Here is a 20737-nt window from a genome sequence, read left to right as displayed (position 1 = left end):
ATGTCAAAGACCTGAAAGCAATCAGCCGTTGCGCTGGCGCCGGCGACGCGCGGCCACGATGCCAGTCAGCGCCAAGCCCATCAGCGCCAGGGAACCAGGTTCCGGCACCGAAGTGGTCCGCACCACGCCGGCCAAGCTGGCGAGCTTGAAGTAGTCGTTGCCGTTGTCTGCGCCATTCGAGTCACCGCCGAACCCGGTGTTGAATGCAGCCACGATCCACCAGCTCGACGTCAGGCCCTTGCTGTTGACGGCCTGGCTTCCCGCATCGGACGTGTTGACGCTGCTGACCCACTCCCAACCATCGTTCTTCAACGTGCTCCACGTCTTGTTGAGGATCGAGTAGTTCGCAGGCATCGTCGACTTCGTGTAGCGCAGCACGCTGTAATCGGCGTCACGGCTGGCGCTTTGCTGGCCAGCGCTGTCACTGGTCCAACCGAGCTTCACGAAGTCCAGTTCCACGAGGCCCGTGAAGGTGAACAGGATCATGTCCGTCCGGCTGCTGTTGTCGACCGCGTGGTTCGGCGAGCCGCTTTCGCCACCGGATTGCACGCCCAGCCCGCTGCTGCCCCAGGTCCCCAAGCTGGCGCTCGCCACTTGGTCGCTGGCGGCGAAAGCACTACCGGACCCGTTGTTAGCGATGTAGTAGGCCGACGCCGTCGCGGTCACTCCCTGATCGGCAGCGCTGGTGTTGTCCTTGGTGAAGGCCCAGTCTGCCATTGCACCCGACGCAGCCGCCATCAACGCAACGCTGGCAACCAGGTGCCGTCCGATGTTCTTTGTCATTTGGTAGATCCTCCGATCAATTCTGAATCAACATTCAGATACGTTTTATGCGAAAACCATGCCACGATAAAACTTCCTTACAAATCAGGCATTTCGCTTAGTTCTGTGTCTCCTGCAGAAATCGGGTGTACAGAAACCCGACAATGTCAGCGCAGGCCTCGCAAAAGCTGTTCTGCGTCTGCGCGGTATTCAAACGTGGGCGCCATGTCCAGGGCCCCCTGCACTTCCGCCCGTGCTTCCGTGGTGCGGCCGGCCTGCGCCAGGACGGTGGCCAGGTGGTAGCGGATGGAGGCATTGCCCGGAGCACGCAGGCGGGCATCCCGCAGCAGCCCGAGCGCACGCTCGCGCTGCGATGCTGCGCCGGCCTGGAACAGCGACCAACCAAGCGTATCGAGCACGCTCGGGTCGTTCGGCGCCAATGCAAAAGCGCGTTCGGCAACATCTGCCGCAGCCGGGTCTTTCAAGCGCAGCAGCACATTGGCCAGGTTGTTGAGGGCGACCGGATCCTGCGGGGCTTTCTTCAGAAGCGACTCGTAGCTGGTCCGCGCCTGCGCGTAGTGGCCGGCACGCGCATACGCATCGGCCAGCACGCGGCGCGCCTGCATGTCGGCAGGCCTCTGGCCGGACCATTGCTCCGCCAGTTGCACTGCGGCCTTGCCACCGTCTTCCGACCACAGCGCGCTGGACAGGCGCGAGAACGTGTCAGGGGAAGGCGCGATTTGGTGCGCCTTGCGATAAAGGTCGATACCCGGCCGCCGCTGTCCCTGCGCCATGGCAACGTCGCCAAGCAGGCTGTAGCCGATGGCCTGCTTCGGGTGCTGTTCGGCGATCTGGCGCGCACGCCGCTCCGCGCTGGCGAAGTCCTTGCGAAGGACGTCGACATCGACCATCAGGGCCTGCGCCGTCAACAGCTGAGGCTGCGAGGAGAGCGCCTTGCCCAGGCTGTACGCCGCGCCGTCAACGTCCTGGATTGCCACTTGCAGCGCCGCGATACGCACTTGCAACGGCGCGTTCGCATCCGCCAGCCGTGAGGCCAATGTGTACGCGGCCTTGGCGCCCATGCGGTCACCATTGGCGGCCTGGGCACGGCCATAGGCCAGCTGGGTCGGCAAATCGTCGGGCGGTGCCTTCGCGTGGACGCGACGTGCGGCCTCCAATGCCGGCCCAGGCTGCTGTTCGCGCAGGTGCAGATCCACCAAGGCCAGACCCGGACGAAGATCGACGGCGCCAGCCTGGTCATCGGCTTTGCGCAGCCATTCCAGCATCTGCCGCGGTTCTCCACGCCGATCGGCCAGCAGCGCGAGCTCCAGCAGGACGTCGATGTTCTTTGGATCGCCGGCCAGGATTTCCTGCAGCCGCTTCCCAGCCGCGTCGTACTGACGCGTGCCGATCTCCAACCTCGCCATGTGGAGTTTGGGCGCCACCAGCGCACCGTCCAAGCGCATGGCGCGCTCGAACGCGAGCTTGGCGCCCGCGGTGTCATTGCTGAGCGCCAACGACATGCCCAGCAAGTCCTGGAACACCGCGTTGTCGGCATCCCGCTTGACCAGGTCCTGCGCGATCTTGGCAGCCTTGGCCCCCTGTCCCGCACGCAGGTACAGGCCGATGAGCATGGTGCCGGCCTCGGCCTGACCCGGCTGCTTGCGCAGCGCAGCCTCCAATTCGCCCACCCCTTGGCTGATCTGTCCGCTGCCGATCAACCCCATCCCGAGCACGGCGCGCATGTCAGGCTGATCGTCGCCACGCAGCGCTTCCTGCATGAGGGAAATGGCCGGAGCGTTGCGGCCTTGCTCCATGTAGGCCGCAGCCAGTTGCATGAGCGCTTGCTTGTCGCCAGGCGCGGTCCGCACATAGCCTTCCAGGATGCCGATGCCACGCTCGCCCGCCCCATTGCGCAACAACAGCTGCGCCAACAGCTTGGAAGCAGGCGAGAAACCTTGGGCACGCTGCAGCGATTCCAGATACGCCTGGGCTTTTTCCATTTCGCCCAGGCCAAGGTGAGCCAGTCCGTTGAGCAGCAACAACTGCGAGCGGTATTGGATGAACTCGACGGGTGCCGGGTCCAGCAAGGCCGTCACCTGCGCCAGGTGCAGCTTGGCCTGCGCAGTTTTGCCATCGCGCTCGGCCAGCACACTGCGCAGGTAGGCCGCGCGCGGCTCCTGGTCGGAAAGGCGCTGCAGATACACCAGATCGGCGGCCGCTTCGGCATGGCGCCTCATGTCCACATACAAACCGGCCCGGGCGACCCGCGCTTCCAGATGGTTGGCATCCAACGCAAGCACCTGGTCATAGGCAGCGGCAGCGGCATTCAGATTGCCTTGCACGTGGTACACCGCGCCGCGCTGGTAACGTGCCTCGGCCGACTGGGGCGCCAGGGCCAATGCCCGGTCGGCCGCCGCCGCTGCTTCCGTCAACTGGCGTGCCCGCAGGCGAACCGGCACTTCGGCCAGCCAGGAATCTGGCAGACGCGGGTCCAGCCCCCGCGCCTGCTCGATGGCGTGCATCGCGCCGCGCGCATCCCCGAGGTCAGACAGTGCCGAAGAGCGCAACACCCAAAGTTCGATTTGCGTGCGAACCGGCAACCCACCCATGGCGAAGGCCGGCTGATCCAGGAGCAGCCGATGCTTGCCCTGTGCCAGATAGGCACGCGCCATGGGCAGCACGACCTCGGCACGGTCCACACCCAGCCGCAGGGCGTCGTTGAAAGCCACCTCAGCCGCAGCCACCTCGCCATTGGCCAACAGCGCCTTGCCCAGCAGCAGTTGCACGGGCAGCATGTTCTTGTCGATCTGTAGCGCGTTCTTGAGCTGGATGATGGCGCCAGGCATGTCGCGCCGCTCGTAGCGGGTCAGCGCGTCTTCATAGAACCGGCCCGCCTTGCTGTCGGCTGCGCCAGCCGGCAGGGTTGCCGCCAGCAGAGCCGTCAGGCACAGGGCACGGCAGGAAGCGCGCAGGGGCAGGAATTGAAAATGCATGGCGAGAAACCGGGCGAATGGCTGCCCGTGTATGCAGAAAATGCGGGCGACTGTAACTGGAAGCCCGACTTTCGCTTACAAAATCTCGCAAATTCAGTTCTGCTTTGTTGCCGACTTCACAGAAATCGGCCGCACGCCTCACATGCCGCGCTGGCGCAAGGCCTCGTAAAGGCAGACACCGCTGGCCACAGACACATTGAGGCTTTCAACAGCACCCTGCATGGGAATGCGCACCAGCGCGTCACAGGTCTTGCGCGTCAGTTGGCGCATGCCTTCGCCCTCGGCGCCCAGCACCAGCGCCACGGGAACCGAAAGGTCAGTCTGGTACAGCGTCTTGTCGGCGTCGCCGCTGGTGCCGATGCACCAGATCCCGCGTTCCTTCAACTCGCCCAAGGTCCGCGCCAGGTTGGTGACCATGAAGTAGGGCACGGTCTCTGCCGCCCCGCTGGCCACCTTGGCCACCGTGGCGTTGATGCCGGCCGCATGGTCCTTCGGCGCAATGACGGCGTGCGCACCGGCGCCGTCGGCCACACGCAGGCAGGCGCCCAGGTTGTGCGGATCGGTCACGCCGTCCAGCACCAGCAGCAGCGGCGGCCCTTGCAACTCGTCCAGAAACTCGTCCAGCGAATGCTGCTGCACCAGGGGCTGGACGCGCGCAGCAACGCCCTGGTGTCCATGGCTGCCGGCCAGCTTGGCAAGGCGAAGACCGTCGGCCTCGATCAGGCGCGTGCCCGCTTCGCGCGCACGTTCCAGGAACTGGCGCATGCGGGCGTCGCGGCGCGTGGGTTCGAAATAGATCTCGACGATGGACTGCGGAGCGGTCTTCAGGCGCACACCGACCGCGTGGAAGCCGAACAGGACTTTAGGGGCTGACATAGGAGGCCGATTATCGACGCGGGCCCCCCGGCATCTTCAGGCGACGACGCGTCCGGCCTCGATGGTGATGCGCCGCTCGCAGCGTGCAGCGATGGCACGGTCGTGCGTGACCAGCACGAGCGTCGTGCCGAGTTCACGGTTGAGCTCGAACATCAGTTCCATGACCTTCTCGCCCGTCGCGAAATCCAGGCTGCCGGTCGGCTCGTCGGCCAGCAGCACGGCCGGCTGGACGACAAAGGCGCGCGCCAGCGCCACGCGCTGTTGCTCGCCACCGGACAACACCTTCGGGTAGTGGGACAGGCGCTCCGACAGGCCGACACGCCGCAGCATCTCCGTCGCCGCCTGGCGCGCGTCGCGCCGGGCCGCCAGCTCCAGGGGCAGCATGACGTTCTCCAACGCGGTCAGGTTGCCCATCAACTGAAAGCTCTGGAACACGAAGCCGATCTGCTGGGCACGCAGCGCGGCGCGCCTGTCCTCGTCGAGCGCGAACAGGTCATGGCCCGCAATGCGGACCGTGCCGCGGCTCGGTGTGTCCAGGCCGGCAATGATGGACAACAGCGTGCTCTTGCCGGAACCGGAGGCACCGACGATGGCCGCAGTCTCCCGCGCAGCCAGGGCGAAATCGATATCGCGCAGAATGTCGAGCGTGCCCGTCGAGTCGACGACAGACTTGAACACATGCTCGACAGAAACCAGCGCGGCACCGGGGGATTGGGACATTGAAAGGCTTCTTGGTTTGAGACGACGACACTTTATCGCGGGCCTGTACATCCCCTTGCTGGCCGGGCCATCGTGGGCGCAAAGCGCCAGGGCGGCCGAGGCCGGGGCGGGCCGGCCCCGCATCCTCGTGGTGGGCGACAGCCTGTCGGCCGAGTACGGCCTCCAGCGCGGCACGGGCTGGGTCGCGCTGCTGGAGCAGCGGCTGGCGGAGCAGAAAATCGCTGCCGAGGTGCGCAACGCCAGCATCAGTGGCGACACCACATCGGGTGGCCGCGCCCGCCTGGCACCGCTGCTGAAGAACTTCCAACCCACGCACGTGGTGCTGGAACTGGGCGGCAATGACGCGCTACGCGGCCTGCCGCTGAAGAACACGGCCGACAACCTCTCGGCCATGACCCAGGCAGCGCAGCAGGCCGGCGCCAAGGTGCTGATCGTGGGCATGCAGATGCCCCCCAACTACGGCGCTGACTATGGGCGCCAGTTCTCCACGCTGTTCGGTGACGTGGCACGCGAGCACAAGGCAGGTCTGGTGCCTTTTCTTCTCAAGGGCGTGGCCGACGGACCGAATGCGGCGGCTTTGTTTCAGCCTGACCGCATCCACCCGCGCGAAGAAGCGCAGGCAGCCATGCTGGACAACGTGTGGCCTGAGTTGCGCAAGCAGTTGCGCTAGTGCGCCAGCGCCATCAGGCGTCCTGGGCAGGCGGCGTGCCGCCTGTTTCTGTCTCGGTTTCTGCAGACTCGTCTGCCGGTGCTTCGCCATCGCCCGGGCCATGCAGTTTGCGTTCGGCCTTGGCCTTCAGCTTGTCTTCCTTCTTGCGCTTCTTGGCCAATTCCTTTTGCCGCTTTTCGTAACCGTAGTTTGGAGTTGCCAATGTCTGCTCGCTGGTGGGTTGGATCGTGTCACTCTACCCCAAGCAGGTAGGCACGTGAATACGGAGTTTTTTTAAGTTCGACCTGTACACGATCAGCCGGAAAGGGCCGACACGACAGCCTGCTCCAGATCTGCCATGAGATCGCAGGCGTCCTCCAACCCGGTGGAGAAACGAACCAGCGTTCCACGCGCCAGGTGCGCCGGCCATTGCGTGCGCATCTGGGCGAGTTCGTAAGGAACGACCAGGCTCATGGGGCCACCCCAGCTGTAGCCAAGCTTGAACAGGCGCAGGGCATCGCAGAAGGCGTCGACCTGCACTTGCGAGTAACGCGGATCGATCATCACGCTGAACAGGCCGGCCGCGCGCCCCGGGCTATCTGGCTGGCCACGCCCGCACAGGGCTGCCCAGTGCGCGTGCCCCGGCGAACCTGCCAGTGCGGGATGCAGCACCTGCACGAACTCTGGCCGGCCAAGGCACCAGGAGGCCAGTGCACGGGCCGATGCGTCGTGGGCCCGGTAGCGCAGAGCCATGCTCGGCAGCGAGCGCAACAGGGTCTCGGCATCGTTGACGCCGACGCCCAGGCCCAGCCGCATGTGGGTCATCTTGAGTTGCTGGTGCAGCGCATCGTCGCGCGTCACGATGCTGCCCATCAGCACGTCACCGCCGCCGCTGGGGTATTTGGTCAACGCGTGCACGGAGATGTCGACGGCCAGTGGCGCGTCCAGCGTGCCAAGGTCGAAGGGATCGAAGGCCAGGCCTGCGCCCCAGGTGTTGTCCAGGGCCGTGGTGACACCACGCTCGCGGCAGATCCGCACCTGCTGCACGAGGTCGGGAAACTCCAGCGTCACCGAGCCCGCCGCCTCCAGCCAGACCAGCCGGGTGCGCTCATCGATCTTGGATGCCAGATCGGCCGGGTCCATCGGGTCGTAGAAGCGGTGCGTGATGCCCCAGGCCTGCAGCTCGCCACGCGCCAGCGTCTTGTTGGGCCCATAGGCGTTGTCGGGAATCAGCATCTCGTCGCCGCTGCGCAGCAGCGACAGCGCCACATTGGCGATGGCGGCCAGTCCGCTGGGGACGAGCAGGCACTGCAGGCCGCCTTCGATGGCGGCCAGCCGCTCTTCCAGCGTGAAGGTGGTCGGCGTGCCGTGCAGGCCGTACGTGTAGGCCGACTTGTCCCTCCACTCGCGGCTGCGCATCGCGGCCACGTTCGGAAAGATCACGGTGGAGGCCTTGAACACGCCGGGCTGCGGCGCGGCGAACTCGGCCGGCGGGACGTAAGGGTGGTGGATCAGGTCGGTGGTCGGGCAAGACATGCGGCATATTAGCCGCCGCCCGGTACCAGCGATCAGACCTTCCACTTCTCCAGTAGTTGCGCAGGCCCCATGCTGTCGTAGCCTTCGAACGGCTGGTGGATCCAGGGGTTGGTCGGCAGGAATTCGACGGAGTAGTCTGGCGTGAACAGCGACACGCCCTTGGTCCACAACACTGCGCTGCGCAACTCCGTGATGGGCTCGTAGCTGGTCTTGAGCAGCTTGATCACAGCGTTCAGCGTGTGCCCGCTGTCGGCCAGATCGTCGACCAGCAGCACCTTGCCGGCGATCTCGCCCTTGGGCGTCGTGATGTAGCGCGCGATGTCCAGCGAGCCCTGTCGCGTGCCGGCGTCAGCACGGTACGAGCTGGTCGACATGATCGCCAGCGGCTTGTCGAAAATGCGCGACAGGATGTCGCCAGGCCGCATGCCGCCGCGCGCCAGGCACAGGATGTTGTCGAACTCCCACCCCGACTGGTGCACCTTGATCGCGAGCTTCTCGATCAGGTTGTGGTACTCGTCGTAGCTCACGTACAGATGTTTGCCGTCTTCGGTCAGCATGGGCGGTTCTCCGGTGGGGGCGGGTACGGCAGGCTCAGGACGCCTGGTAGGGGTTGTGCATCAGGATGGTGTGGTCGCGGTCGGGGCTGGTGGACACCATCGCGATCGGCACGCCAGTGGTCTGCTCGATGCGTTCCAGGTAGCGTCGTGCGCTGGCCGGCAGCGCGTTGTAGTCGGTCACGCCCACGGTGGAATCGGTCCAGCCCGGCAGGGTCTCGTACACGGGTTCGCAGCGCGAGATATCGTCCGCGCCCATGGGCAGGATGTCGATCAGTTCGCCATCGAGCTTGTACCCCGTGCACAGCTTGAGCTCTTCCAGCCCGTCCAGCACATCGAGCTTGGTGATGCACAAGCCCGACAGGCCGTTGACCTGCGCCGAGCGCTTGAGCAATGCGGCATCGAACCAGCCGCAACGGCGCGAGCGGCCCGTGGTCACCCCCTTCTCCGCGCCCACCGTGCTCATGTGGTAACCCGGCGTGCCGGGCTTTTCCCACTCGAGTTCGGTCGGGAAGGGCCCCCCGCCAACGCGCGTGCAGTAGGCCTTGGTGATGCCCAGCACGTAGTGCAGCAGGCCGGGGCCGACACCGGCACCGGCGGCGGCATTGCCGGCCACGCAATTGCTGGACGTGACGTAGGGGTAGGTGCCATGGTCCACATCCAGCAGCGTGCCCTGGGCGCCTTCGAACAGCAGGTTCGCGCCGGCCTGGTGCGCCGCGTTCAATTCGCGCGAGACGTCGGCGATCATGGGGCGCAGCTGTTCGGCGTGCTGCATGGACTCGGCATAGACCTGGTCGTAGCCGATCGGTGCGGCATGCAGGAATTCGGTCAACACGAAGTTGTGCAGGGCCAGCAGCTCGCGCAGCTTGGTGGCAAAGCGCTCGGGGTACTTGAGGTCCTGCACGCGCAGCGCGCGGCGTGCGATCTTGTCTTCGTAGGCCGGGCCGATGCCGCGGCCGGTGGTGCCGATCTTCTCGATCCCGACCTTCTCGCGCGCGGCCTCCCGGGCCACGTCCAGCGCCGCATGGAACGGCAGGATCAGCGGGCAGGCCTCGCTGATGCGCAGGCGCGAACGCACCTCCACGCCAGCCGCCTCCAGGCCCTGGATCTCCTCGAGCAGCTTGGGGGCCGACAACACCACGCCATTGCCGATGTAGCACTTGACGCCGGGCCGCATGATGCCGCTCGGAATCAGGTGCAGCGCCGTCTTCTTGCCGTTGATGACCAGCGTGTGGCCGGCGTTGTGCCCGCCCTGGAAACGCACCACACCCTGTGCGCTTTCGGTCAGCCAGTCGACCAGCTTGCCCTTGCCTTCGTCACCCCACTGGGTGCCAACGACGACCACGTTGCGACCGGCGGCCGCGCGATTACCTGTGTTCATGTCTTGAGTGCCCAAAGCAGGGCAGGTTCAGATGGCTTGCACGACCCATTCGCCGCCCTTGTGCGTCAGCACGCGGTCGCAATGGAACTCATCGATTTCACTTTCGTGGCCTGGCAATGCGCAGACCACCGTTTCGCCGCCGCGGCGCAGGACCGCGATGGCCGAGCGCAAGGCTCCGTCCTCGCCCCAGGGCGCACGGATGGCCGCGCGCAGGGGACGCGGCGGCACGGCCGCGACGAGTTGCTTGAGGTCCAGGCTGAAGCCCACGGCGGGCCGGTTGCGGCCGAACACCGCGCCGACCTCGTCGTAGCGTCCGCCACGTACCAGGGCATCGCCATGCGCGGCGTAGATCGAAAAGCGCACACCGCTGTAGTACGCGTAGCCGCGCAGATCGGCCAGGTCCACGCGCACGCTGGCGCGCTCGCCCAGCAGGCCTGCGCAACGGCGCAGCTCGGCCAGCGCATGGCGCAGCGCAGGCCGGTCGGGCAGCACGCGCTCGGCCTCGTCCAGCACGCTGGCATCGCCGTACAGCTGCAACAGGGCCTGCAGGCCATCGCGGTCCACGGCCGGCAGCCTGGCGGTCAGCGCGGCCAGTTCGCCCGCGTCCTTGGTGGTCAGCGCGGCATGGATGCGTGCCAGGTCGGCAGGGGCCAGGGCGCTGTCAGGCAGCAAGGCCTGCACGATGCGAGCGTCGGAAAGATCCACCGTCAGGTCTTGCAGGCGGGCTGCAGAGAGACAGTCCAACGCCAGCAACAGCACCTCGAAATCGGCTTCCAGGCCCTCGTGGCCATAGATCTCGGCGCCGAACTGCAGTGGCTCGCGCGTGGCATAGGCACGGTCGGGGCGGGTGTGGGCGACGGGGCCGCAATAGCACAGCCGTGCGACGCCCTGGCGGTTGAGCAGGTGGGCGTCGATGCGGGCCACCTGGGGCGTCGTGTCGGCACGCAGCCCCAACATGCGGCCGGACAGTTGGTCCACCAGCTTGAAGGTGAGCAGGTCCAACGCCTCGCCGGTCCCGGTGAGCAGCGACTCCAGATGCTCCAGCAGCGGCGGCATCACCAGCTCGTAGCCATAGCCACGGGCAGTGTCCAGCAGTTCGCGGCGGAGTTCTTCGATGTGCCGGGCCTCGGAAGGCAATACATCGGCGATGTGATCCGGCAGGACCCAAGCGGACATGGAAATCAGTGCGCTGTTAAAAAAGGGATTCTACCGGGCTGTCATGGCGGGCCCGGGTGGCCAGGACGACGCCTTTAGAAAAGCAGCGCCAGCACCACCAGGCCGACCAGTACGCTGCACATGCCGAAGAAGCGGATCTGCCCGTCGGACAGCTGCAGCACCTGCATGAACATGCGGCGCCAGCCGCCCGGCGAGAGCAGCGGCATCAAGCCTTCGATGACAAGCACCAGGGCCAGCGCTGCCCAGAGGGTATCCACGGGCGCAACGGCGCGTCAGCGCCCGGCTGGTGCCGTCGTCGACGTCCCCCGCATCGCACGGAAGAAGTCGGACGATGGATCGACGACCATCACATCGCTCTTCTTGTTGAAGCTGTTCCGGTAGGCTTCCAGGCTGCGGTAGAACTGCGCGAACTGAGGGTCGCGGCCGAATGCATCGCTGTACAGCGCCGCGGCCTGGGCATCGCCCTCGCCCTTGGCCTTCTGCGCATCGCGGTAGGCATTGGCGATGGTCACCTCGCGCTGGCGGTCGGCCTCGGCGCGGATCTTCTCGCCCTCGGCCGCGCCCGTGGAACGCAACTCGTTGGCCACACGCTTGCGCTCGGCTTCCATCCGGCGGTAGACGGACTCGGTGATGGCTTCCACGTAGTCGACGCGCGTGATGCGCACGTCCACCACGTCAACGCCCCAGGGGCGTCCACCCTGCACGACCTCCAGCACCTCGCGCTTGACGTCGGCCATCAACTCCTCGCGCCGCGTGGACAGCAGGTCGCGCACGGTACGGCGGTTGATCTCTTCCTGGAACGCATTGCGCACCACGCGGTTGAGTTGGTTGGAGCCGGCGCCTTCGTCCAGGCCGACGTTGCGGATGTACTCCGACGGATCGGTCACGCGCCAGCGGATGTACCAGTCGATCACCACACGTTGCTTCTCGGCCGTCAGCATGGGCTCGGAGTCGCTGCTCTCGAGCGTCAGCAGACGCTTGTCGAGGTAGCGCACGTTCTGGAATGGCGGCGGCATCTTGAAGTTGAGGCCGGGCTCGGTGATGACCTTCTTGATCTGCCCGAGGGCGTAGACCACGCCGTACTGGCGCTGGTCCACCACGAAGAGCATGGAGCTCGCCAGTGCCAGCAGCACCAGCAGCGAGGAAGCAATGAATCCGATTCTGTTCACTTGGCGCATCTCCTAGCGCAAATCGCGTTCGCGGGTGCGCCCGTCGCGGGCGCGCAGGTCGCCGCTGGCCAGGGGCGGGGCTGCCGGAGCAGTCGAGGTGGCTTGGCCGCTGCCCGACATTGCAGCATCGCCCATGGCGCCGGCCGCTTGGCCAGTCGCCTGCATCAGCTTGTCGAGCGGCAAGTACAACAGGTTGGAGCCCTGGCGCGAGTCCACCATCACCTTGGTGACATTGGCATAGACGAGCTGCATGGTCTCCGTGTACAGCCGGTCACGCGTGACCTGCGGCGCCTTCTGGTACTCGGTCAGCACCGAGCGGAAGCGTTGCGCATCGCCATCGGCCTGGGCCGTGATGCGCGACTTGTACGCCTGCGCCTCTTCCATGAGCCGCGATGCGGTACCGGTGGCGCGCGGGATCACGTCGTTGGCGTAGGCCTGCGCCTCGTTCTTGGCGCGTTCACGCTCCTGCCCGGCCTTGAGCACGTCGTCGAACGCGGCTTGCACCTGCTCGGGCGGACGCACACCGCTTTGCTGCAGGTTGATGCCGACGACCTCGATGCCGACCTTGTAGCGATCCAGGATGGTCTGCATCAGCGTGCGCACGCGCGGGCCGATCTGGTCGCGCTCCTCGGCCAGGGCCGAGTCCATGCGCATCTTGCCAACCACCTCGCGCACGGCCGTCTCGGCCGCCTGCACCACGGCGGCGGTCGGGTCCTTGCTCTCGAACAGGAAGGCGCGCGCGTCGTTGAGACGGTACTGAACGGCGAAGCGGATCTCGACGATGTTCTCGTCCTCGGTCAGCATGGCCGAGTCGCGCAGGCCGGTGGCCTTGATGATGACGTCGCGGCCGATGTCGATGGAACGGATCTGCGTCACGAACACCAGTTCATGGCGCTGGATCGGGTAAGGCAGCCGCCAATTGAAGCCCGCACCGACGGTGGAGTGGTAGCGGCCGAACTGCGTGATGACCGCCTGCTGGCCTTCCTGCACGATGAAGAAGCCGGTACCCAGCCAGATCAGCACCGCCACCGCGCCGATCAGGCCGATGCCGATGCCAGCGCCTTTCATGTCGGGCTGGAAGCCGCCACCGTTGCCTGAACCCATGCCACCGCGGCCCCCATTGCGGCCACCACCGCCGAACAGGCCGCTGAGCTTGCGGTTGAAGTCGCGCCAGAGTTCGTCCAGGTCCGGCGGGCCCTGGTTGCCGCCGCGGTTGGGCGTGGGGCGCTGGGGTTCGTAGGGACGCTCGTTGTTGTCGGGGCGGCGCGTGTCGGGCTTCTCATCCGAGTCGCCCGCCTTGTCGTCTCCACGGCCCCAGCGGGGATCGTTCAGATTGAACATGCCGCGGATGCGGCCCGGAAGGCCCGCCCAAGCCGACGGCCGAGAAGAAAGGTTCATGCGCTCTGGTCTCTTTTGGTCAACGGACGATTGTGCCGAAACGGGGATCGGCCTCATCATACTCAGGGGAATCGGGCGCCCGCGCAGGCGCCAGCTGCTCCGCGCGGCGCGCCAGTTCGGCACGCAATGCGGGCATGCCCTCGCCGGTCCGGGCACTGACGAAGACGCGCCCGATCTGCCGGCCGTCCACCTCCACGGTGTCGGCCAACTGCAGCGGGCGCTGCTCCGGCGTCAGCGCATCGAGCTTGTTGAACACCAGCAGCATCGGCACCTCGTCGGCACCGATGTCGGTAAGGACGCGCCGGACCTCCTCCATCTGCTCCGGATGGTGCGGGTTGGACGCGTCGATCACGTGCAGCAGCAGGTCGGCATCGGCCGCCTCCTGCAGCGTGGCGCGGAAGGCATCGACCAGGCCGTGCGGCAGGTCGCGGATGAAGCCGACCGTGTCGGACAGCGAGACCGAACGCCCGGCCTCGCCCAGGTACAACTGGCGCGTGGTGGTGTCAAGCGTGGCGAACAACTGGTCGGCAGCGTAGGCGCGCGCCTTGACCATTGCATTGAACAGGCTGGACTTGCCGGCGTTGGTGTAGCCCACCAGCGAGATGGTGAACGCGTCGCGCCGTTCGCGCTGGCGCCGCTGCGTGCCACGCTGGCGCACGACCTTGGACAGGCGCTCGCGCGTGCGCTTGATGGACTCGCCGATCATGCGGCGGTCCAGTTCGATCTGGCGTTCGCCGGGGCCGCCGCGCGTGCCGATGCCACCGCGCTGGCGCTCCAGGTGCGACCAGCGCCGCACCAGGCGCGTCGAGAGGTACTGCAAGCGCGCCAGCTCGACCTGCAACTTGCCTTCGTGGCTGCGCGCGCGCTGCGAGAAGATGGTCAGGATCAGCATGGTCCGGTCATTGACCGGCAGTTCGAGCGCACGCTCGAGGTTGCGCTGCTGGGCCGGGCTCAAGGCCTGGTCGAACAGTACCTCGGTGGCCTTGTGCATGCGTGCCAGCAGCTTGATCTCTTCGGCCTTGCCGTTGCCGATGAACAACGCGGCGTCGGGCGCCTTGCGCTTGCAGGTGACGCGGGCCACCGGCTGCAGGCCGGCGGTCTGCGCCAGCAGGCCGAGCTCTTCGAGTTCGGCATCGAAATGCGGAAGGCCAAAATCGACCCCGACCAGGATGGCCGAGGCCGCCGCAGCGTCCGCAACAGGAATTTCAGTCAATCGGAAGGAACCGAAAGTGCGCACCGCCACGGCGGCGCGCGGGAGGCCGACACACAAGTGTCGGCTGCAAGGCTCAGGAGGCGGCGTCCGCGTTGTCGTCCTGTGCGGGCTGGAAGTTCACGGCACGACCCGGAACGATGGTGGAGATGGCGTGCTTGTAGACCATCTGGGTCACCGTGTTGCGCAGCAGGACCACATACTGGTCGAACGACTCGATCTGGCCCTGCAGCTTGATGCCGTTGACCAGATAGATCGACACCGGCACATGCTCGCGGCGCAGCGTGTTCAGGAAAGGATCCTGCAAAAGTTGACCTTTGTTGCTCACGATATCCTCCGTGTTCAAACCGTTGTTATTTGGAAGAAGGGGACCATACCACAGCGTGTCGGCGCCCTCCGTAGAAACACTGATGTCCTTAGATTACGTGTTGGGACAGCCAGGATGGACGCACCAGCGAGGTGCAACGGCCCCGCGCGATCAGCGGTCGGACTTGTCGGCAAAGGGGTTCGCCGACGTGCGCATTTCGATGCGCAGCGGCGTGCCGGTCAGGTCGAATTCCTTGCGGAACCGCCCTTCCAGGAAACGCTTGTAGGCCTCGGTCACGTGCTCCAGCGAATTGCCATGGATCACGATGATGGGCGGGTTCATGCCGCCCTGGTGCGCATAGCGCATCTTGGGCCTGAACATGCCGCTGCGCTTGGGCGACTGGAACTGCACGGCCTCCAGCAGCAGGCGCGTCAGCACCGGCGTGGACATCTTGCACATGGCCGCCTTGTGGGCCTGCGCGATGGCGCCCCACAGCGGCCCGATGCCCTGCCGCTTCTTCGCCGAGATGAAATGCAGCGCGGCAAACTTGAGGAAGGGCAAGCGGGTCTCGATGGAGCGCTGCACCAGCTCGCGCTGGTAGGCGTCCACCGCATCCCATTTGTTGATGGCCACCACGACGGCGCGGCCGCTTTCCAGGATGTAGCCCGCGATGTGCGCGTCCTGGTCGGTCACGCCCTGCGTCGCGTCGAGCAGCAGCAACACCACGTTGGCACCCTCGATGGCCTGCAGCGTCTTGACGACAGAGAACTTCTCGATGGCCTCGAACACCTTGCCGCGTCGGCGCAGGCCGGCCGTGTCGATGAGTTCGAAGCGCTGACCATGCCGCTCGAACGGCACGCTGATGGCGTCGCGCGTGGTGCCCGGCATGTCGAAGGCCACGAGCCGCTCTTCGCCCAGCCAGGTGTTGATGAGCGTGGACTTGCCGACGTTGGGCCGCCCGGCCACGGCCAGGCGGATCACGCCGGGCTCGCCGTCCGCATCCTCCTCGGGCTCGTCGGGCAGGCCCAGCGGCGCCAGCGCCAGTTCCACCAACGCGCGCACGCCCTGGCCGTGCGCAGCGGACACCGCATGCACCTCGCCCAGGCCGAGCTCGAAGAACTCCACCAGCTGCTGGCCGTCGTGCATGCCTTCGGCCTTGTTGGCCGCCAGCACGCAGGGCTTGCCCAGGCGGCGCAGGTAGTTGCCGATGTCGTGGTCCTGCGCCGACAGGCCGCCGCGCGCATCGAGCACGAAGACCACCACGTCGGCCTCGGCCACCGCCTGGCGCGTCTGCTTGGCCATCTCCTTGTAGATGCCGCTCTCGGCCGTGGGCTCGAAGCCGCCGGTGTCGATGACGATGTACTCGTGCTTGCCCTGCTTGCCGTTGCCGTAGTGGCGGTCGCGCGTGAGGCCGGCGAAGTCCGCCACGATGGCGTCGCGCGAACGCGTCAGCCGGTTGAACAGCGTGGACTTGCCGACGTTGGGTCGGCCCACCAGGGCAATGACAGGTTTCATCGGGTCCAGTTCACTCGGGCGCGTAGCCGTAGACGCCGCCGTTGCGCGTGACGACCACCAGGATGTCGCCGGCCACGACCGGAGAGGCCACGATGGGCGAGCCATCGGTGCTCACGCGCGTCAACGGCGAACCGTCCTCGCGCGACAGGAAATGCACGAGGCCCGTCTCGTCGCCCACGATGACCGAGCGGCCCAGGGCCAGCGGTGCCGTCAGCTGCCGGTAGCGCAGCCGCTCGGACACCCAGGCCTGCTCGCCGTTGCTGCGGTTCCAGGCCACCAGCTTGCCGTCGCTCTCGGGCCCGTAGACCATGCGGTCGTCGCCATGCACACCCACGTAACCTGACGAAGGCTTGGTCCAGGCCAGGCTGCCACGCGCTGCATCGACGCAACCCACGCCGACCTGGAACGCACGCACGCAGACGGAGTCGCCAACCCGGCTGACGCGGCCGACCAGATCGACCAGGCGCTCCACGTCGTTGGTGCCGCGCGGCGTGGCCACGGGCACGTCCCAGCGCACCTGGCCGTTCAACGGGTTCAGGCCCACGAGCCTGCCAGACAGGCCCACGACCAGCGTGTCGCCCACCGCCAGGATCACGCCGCTCTGGCGCAGCACCAGCGGATCGCCCGGGCGCTGCTGGGTCCACAGGCGGCGCCCGCTGGCGCCGTCCAGCGCCGTGACCGAGCGGTCGGCCGCCAGCACGAAGACGCGGCCACCGGCCACGAACGGCGCCGTGGCCACCTGGGCCGGCAGCTTCTGGCGCCACAGTTCGCGCCCGGCCTCGAAGGCCACGATCTCGTTGGCCTGCGTGGCCACGGCCGTGCGCTGGCCGTCGCTGCCGACGCCGGCCGACAGCTTGGCCTTGGCGGATGCGCGCCACAGTTCGCGGCCGGTGCGTGCGTCCAGCGCCAGCACCGTACCGTCGCTGCTGGCCAGGGCCAGTTGCTGGCCGGCGACCTGCACGTCCAGCGGATAGCCGATCTCGCCGATCTTGGCCGTCCAGGCCTGGCGCACACCCAGCAGGCCAGGATTCGGACCGAGTTCGGCGGGCTTGGGTTTGGTGGTGCTGCCGCAACCGGCCAGCAGGGCGGCCGTGAGGCCCAGCAGCGTCGCGGTGGATGCCAGGCGGCGTGTGAACAGGCGCGCCATCATTTCGCAGCTCCGGTCGTGGTGGTGGTGGTGGACGTGGGGTCCACGCCCAGCGCGTTCAGCTTGACTTCGACCATGCGGCGGTAGCCTGAGCGGGCGTCCAGGCCCGCATAGGCCTTGCGGTACTCCGCCAGCGCCTCGGGCTTCTTGTCCTGCGCGGCCAGGATGTCGCCGCGGCGGTCTGCCGCCAGCGCGGCGAACTCGCCGGCAAAGTTTCCACCGAGTTGCTTCAAGGCTTCGTCGTAGGCCTTGGCATCGAACAGCAGCCCGGCCAGGCGCAGCCGCGCCAGGGCCTGGTAGGCGGGATCGGACGATTTGTCGGCCACCCAGCCCAAGGCCGCCTTGGCCGCATCGGCATTGCCCTTTTCGTGCAGCACCTTGCCGGCCAGCAGGCCGGCCTGCTGCGCGTATGTCGTGCCGGGGTAGCTGTCGCGGATGTCGCCGAAGGCCCGCTCCAGCCGGGCCGTGTCACCGGCCTTGGCGGCGCGGTCGACCTCGTCGTAGAGACCAGCGGCCTTGGCCGCCTGGTTGCGCTGCCAGTACTGCCAGCCGTTCCAGCCGGCAAAACCGGCCAGCACAAGAATCAGCAGCCAGGTGATGGCATTGCCGTAGCGCTGCCACAGGTGCTTGACCTGGTCGAGCTGTTCCTGTTCTTCGAGATCGAGATGTTTTGCCATGAGGAAGAGCGAAAGGCGCGGTCAGCGCACGAAATCAAGCGCGCGATTGTAGGGATGCGGCCCATTCGGCCACATTGGAAAGAGAGCGGCGCTGCTGGGCGCCCTGCCCGTCGCGCAGCGCCTTGACGGTCAGCTCGCCGGCGGCCGCTTCGTCGGCGCCGAAGACCAGCGCATGCTGCGCGCCGCTGGCATCGGCCTTCTTGAATTGCGACTTCATGCTGCCGCCGCCGGCATGCAGCACCACCTTGACACCGGCCTCGCGCAACTGCTCCAGCACGACCATCGCGCGCGGCAGCAGTTCCGGCGTGGTGACGATGGCATAGGCCGCTGGCGCCGCATCGGGCACCGCCAGCCCCAGCCCCTGGATCAGCAGCAGCAGCCGCTCGATGCCCAGGCCGAAGCCCACGGCCGGCGCCGGCTTGCCGCCCATCTGCGCGATCAGGCCGTCGTAGCGGCCACCGCCGCAGACCGTGCCCTGCGAGCCCAGATGGTCCGTGACCCACTCGAAGACCGTGAGGTTGTAGTAGTCCATGCCGCGCACGAGGCGCGGGTTCACGCGGTAGGCCAGGCCGGCCGCATCGAGCACGGCACGCACGGCGTCGAAGTGCGCGCGCGACTCGACGCCCAGGAAGTCCATGAGCTGGGGCGCGGCCTCCACCATGGCCTGCATGGCGGGGTTCTTGGTGTCCAGGATGCGCAGCGGGTTGCTGTGCAGGCGGCGCCTGGCGTCCTCGTCCAGCAGCTCGGCATGGGCCTCGAAATGGCGCACCAGGGCATCGCGGTGCGCCTGGCGTTCGGAAGGTTGGCCCAGGCTGTTGAGCTCCAGCCGCACGTGCTGCCCTTCGACGAGGCCGAGCTGCTTCCACAGCGCGCGCACCAGGAGGATCAGTTCGGCGTCCACATCGGGGCCCGCGAATCCCAGTGCCTCGACGTCGAGCTGGTGGAACTGGCGGTAGCGCCCTTTCTGCGGCCGCTCGTGGCGGAACATCGGGCCAAGCGTCCACAGGCGCAGCGGGCCGTTGTACAGCGCGTTGTGCTCGACCATCGCGCGCACGATGCCGGCCGTGGCCTCCGGCCGCAGCGTGAGCCTGTCCCCGTTCATGGAGTCGGTGAAGGAGTACATCTCCTTCTCGACGATGTCGGTCACCTCGCCCAGGCCGCGCACGAACAGCGCGGTGGGCTCGACCACGGGCGTCACGATGTACTGGTAGCCGTAGCGTGCCAGCACCTCGCGCACGGTGGTCTCGAACCAGTGCCACAACGCCGAATCGGGCAGCTTGTCGGTGCGCGGCACGCTCGCCGGCAATATGTCGTTCATGCCTTTGACGGCATTGATCTTGTCAGCCATGGGGATCCGGTTTCAGGCGATGTCGGCCACCTGGGGCTGGCCGAAGCGCTTCTCGATGTAGTTTTCGACGACCTTCTGGAACTCCTGCGCGATGCCCTCGCCGCGCAGCGTCATGGCCTTCTCGCCGTCGATGAAGACGGGTGCGGCCGGGGCCTCGCCGGTGCCGGGCAGGCTGATGCCGATGTCGGCATGCTTGCTCTCGCCCGGGCCATTGACGATGCAGCCCATCACGGCGACCTTGAGCTTCTCGACACCCGGATAGCGGTTGCGCCAGACCGGCATCTGCAGGCGCAGGAAGTCATCGATCTGCTTGGTCAGTTCCTGGAAGGTGGTGCTGGTGGTGCGGCCGCAACCCGGGCATGCCGTGACGCTGGGCACGAAGCTGCGCATGCCCAGGGCCTGCAGGATCTCCGAGGCCACCACCACTTCCTGCGTGCGGGCCTCGCCGGGCTGCGGCGTGAGCGACACGCGGATGGTGTCGCCGATGCCCTGCTGCAGCAGCACGGCCAGCGCCGCCGTGGAGGCCACCGTGCCCTTGGTGCCCATGCCGGCCTCGGTCAGGCCCAGGTGCAGCGGGTAGCGGCAGCGGCGGGCCAGTTCGCCGTAGACGGTGATCAGGTCCTGCACGCCGCTGACCTTGCACGACAGGATGATCTGCTGCGCTGCCATGCCCATGCCCTCGGCCAACTGGGCCGACGAGATCGCCGAGGTGATCAGCGCCTCGTACATGATCTGCTTGGCGTCCAGCGGCTGGGCGCGCGCATTGTTCGCGTCCATCAGACTGGCCAGCAGTTCCTGGTCCAGGCTGCCCCAGTTGACGCCGATGCGCACCGGCTTGTTCCAGCGCATCGCGGCCTCGATCATCTGGCCGAACTGCTTGTCGTGCTTGTCGCCCTTGCCCACGTTGCCGGGGTTGATGCGGTACTTGGACAAGGCCTCGGCACAGGCCGGGAAGTCGGTCAGCAGCCGGTGGCCGTTGTAGTGGAAGTCGCCGATCAGCGGCACATGGATGCCCATGCGGTCCAGCTGCTCGCGGATGTGCGGCACGGCCTCGGCGGCCTCGGGCGTGTTGACCGTGATGCGCACCATCTCGGAGCCGGCCAGCGCGAGTTCCTTGACCTGGATCGCCGTGCCGATGGCGTCGGCCGTGTCGGTGTTGGTCATGGACTGCACGCGCACGGGCGCATCGCCGCCCAGCGTCAGCAGGTGGTCTTTCCAGCGCACCTCGGCCTGCAGGCTGCGGCGCGCGGCAGGCGCCACCGGTTCGATGGCGCCAGGGTCGGTGCAGGTGGTGGGGTCGACGGTGTCAGGCATGG

20 protein-coding genes are annotated in these 20737 nt (G+C 67.0%); 1 reads left to right on the top strand and 19 read right to left on the bottom strand.

Annotated elements, in window-relative coordinates; all coding sequences use genetic code 11:
* Positions 1 to 21: 21 nt before the first annotated feature.
* From xdp1 to ASF44_RS16355, 4 genes are all read right to left on the bottom strand, one after another.
* Positions 22 to 783 carry an exosortase-dependent surface protein XDP1 gene (gene xdp1, locus ASF44_RS32890; RefSeq protein WP_082524805.1) on the bottom strand — a complete coding sequence of 254 codons (762 nt, stop codon included), beginning with the start codon at positions 781 to 783 and terminating at the stop codon, positions 22 to 24.
* 146 nt (positions 784 to 929) lie between these two features.
* Positions 930 to 3758: an XrtA/PEP-CTERM system TPR-repeat protein PrsT gene (gene prsT, locus ASF44_RS16365; RefSeq protein WP_056900263.1), complete on the bottom strand. Its 2829-nt coding sequence runs from the start codon at positions 3756 to 3758 to the stop codon at positions 930 to 932.
* A gap of 138 nt (positions 3759 to 3896) precedes the next feature.
* On the bottom strand, positions 3897 to 4634 hold the full coding sequence (rlmB, locus tag ASF44_RS16360; protein ID WP_056900262.1) for a 23S rRNA (guanosine(2251)-2'-O)-methyltransferase RlmB: 738 nt from the start codon (positions 4632 to 4634) through the stop codon (positions 3897 to 3899).
* A 36-nt stretch (positions 4635 to 4670) separates the two neighbouring features.
* On the bottom strand, positions 4671 to 5354 hold the full coding sequence (locus ASF44_RS16355) for an ABC transporter ATP-binding protein (protein ID WP_056900325.1): 684 nt from the start codon (positions 5352 to 5354) through the stop codon (positions 4671 to 4673).
* Positions 5355 to 5370: 16 nt separating this feature from the next.
* Here ASF44_RS16355 and ASF44_RS16350 point away from each other — a divergent pair, with 16 nt between their 5' ends.
* Complete coding sequence (locus tag ASF44_RS16350; RefSeq protein WP_235579235.1) at positions 5371 to 6024, top strand: arylesterase; 654 nt, start codon at positions 5371 to 5373, stop codon at positions 6022 to 6024.
* Positions 6025 to 6037: 13 nt separating this feature from the next.
* Here ASF44_RS16350 and ASF44_RS16345 read toward each other — a convergent pair whose 3' ends face one another.
* The 15 genes from ASF44_RS16345 to ispG all read right to left on the bottom strand — a co-directional run bounded on the left by ASF44_RS16345 (position 6038) and on the right by ispG (position 20735).
* Positions 6038 to 6226, bottom strand: coding sequence for a hypothetical protein (locus tag ASF44_RS16345; RefSeq protein WP_056900261.1), 189 nt, complete (start codon positions 6224 to 6226; stop codon positions 6038 to 6040).
* A gap of 92 nt (positions 6227 to 6318) precedes the next feature.
* Positions 6319 to 7539 (bottom strand): PLP-dependent transferase, encoded by a 1221-nt coding sequence (locus ASF44_RS16340; protein ID WP_056900260.1) that lies wholly within the window; start codon positions 7537 to 7539, stop codon positions 6319 to 6321.
* A gap of 32 nt (positions 7540 to 7571) precedes the next feature.
* Positions 7572 to 8096: a phosphoribosyltransferase gene (locus ASF44_RS16335; RefSeq protein ID WP_056900259.1), complete on the bottom strand. Its 525-nt coding sequence runs from the start codon at positions 8094 to 8096 to the stop codon at positions 7572 to 7574.
* A gap of 34 nt (positions 8097 to 8130) precedes the next feature.
* Positions 8131 to 9474 carry an adenylosuccinate synthase gene (locus ASF44_RS16330; protein WP_056900258.1) on the bottom strand — a complete coding sequence of 448 codons (1344 nt, stop codon included), beginning with the start codon at positions 9472 to 9474 and terminating at the stop codon, positions 8131 to 8133.
* Positions 9475 to 9501: 27 nt separating this feature from the next.
* A complete protein-coding gene (locus ASF44_RS16325) occupies positions 9502 to 10650 on the bottom strand; it encodes an ATP phosphoribosyltransferase regulatory subunit (protein WP_056900257.1) in 1149 nt (382 codons plus the stop codon).
* A 74-nt stretch (positions 10651 to 10724) separates the two neighbouring features.
* On the bottom strand, positions 10725 to 10907 hold the full coding sequence (locus ASF44_RS16320; RefSeq protein WP_056900256.1) for a DUF2065 family protein: 183 nt from the start codon (positions 10905 to 10907) through the stop codon (positions 10725 to 10727).
* A gap of 15 nt (positions 10908 to 10922) precedes the next feature.
* The gene (gene hflC, locus ASF44_RS16315) at positions 10923 to 11819 is read right to left on the bottom strand and encodes a protease modulator HflC (RefSeq protein ID WP_056900323.1); all 897 of its coding nucleotides are present in this window, start codon (positions 11817 to 11819) and stop codon (positions 10923 to 10925) included.
* A gap of 12 nt (positions 11820 to 11831) precedes the next feature.
* A complete protein-coding gene (gene hflK / locus ASF44_RS16310) occupies positions 11832 to 13217 on the bottom strand; it encodes an FtsH protease activity modulator HflK (RefSeq protein ID WP_056900255.1) in 1386 nt (461 codons plus the stop codon).
* A gap of 19 nt (positions 13218 to 13236) precedes the next feature.
* Complete coding sequence (hflX, locus tag ASF44_RS16305; RefSeq protein ID WP_082524822.1) at positions 13237 to 14430, bottom strand: GTPase HflX; 1194 nt, start codon at positions 14428 to 14430, stop codon at positions 13237 to 13239.
* A gap of 73 nt (positions 14431 to 14503) precedes the next feature.
* Positions 14504 to 14773 carry an RNA chaperone Hfq gene (hfq, locus tag ASF44_RS16300; protein ID WP_082524803.1) on the bottom strand — a complete coding sequence of 90 codons (270 nt, stop codon included), beginning with the start codon at positions 14771 to 14773 and terminating at the stop codon, positions 14504 to 14506.
* A 132-nt stretch (positions 14774 to 14905) separates the two neighbouring features.
* Positions 14906 to 16249 (bottom strand): ribosome biogenesis GTPase Der, encoded by a 1344-nt coding sequence (gene der / locus ASF44_RS16295; protein ID WP_056900254.1) that lies wholly within the window; start codon positions 16247 to 16249, stop codon positions 14906 to 14908.
* 10 nt (positions 16250 to 16259) lie between these two features.
* Positions 16260 to 17396: an outer membrane protein assembly factor BamB gene (gene bamB, locus ASF44_RS16290; RefSeq protein ID WP_369820933.1), complete on the bottom strand. Its 1137-nt coding sequence runs from the start codon at positions 17394 to 17396 to the stop codon at positions 16260 to 16262.
* Entirely contained in the window at positions 17396 to 18073 is a 678-nt protein-coding gene (locus tag ASF44_RS16285; protein WP_056900252.1) for a tetratricopeptide repeat protein, read from the bottom strand. The genes bamB and ASF44_RS16285 overlap by 1 nt, the downstream gene beginning before the upstream one ends.
* Before the next feature lie 34 nt (positions 18074 to 18107).
* Positions 18108 to 19421 (bottom strand): histidine--tRNA ligase, encoded by a 1314-nt coding sequence (hisS, locus tag ASF44_RS16280; RefSeq protein WP_056900251.1) that lies wholly within the window; start codon positions 19419 to 19421, stop codon positions 18108 to 18110.
* Positions 19422 to 19433: 12 nt separating this feature from the next.
* A complete protein-coding gene (ispG, locus tag ASF44_RS16275) occupies positions 19434 to 20735 on the bottom strand; it encodes a flavodoxin-dependent (E)-4-hydroxy-3-methylbut-2-enyl-diphosphate synthase (protein ID WP_056900250.1) in 1302 nt (433 codons plus the stop codon).
* Positions 20736 to 20737: the final 2 nt, after the last annotated feature.

This window comes from Pseudorhodoferax sp. Leaf274, from assembly GCF_001422445.1.
Taxonomy (GTDB): domain Bacteria; phylum Pseudomonadota; class Gammaproteobacteria; order Burkholderiales; family Burkholderiaceae_C; genus Pseudorhodoferax.
This window is presented reverse-complemented; position numbering and strand designations above follow the sequence as displayed.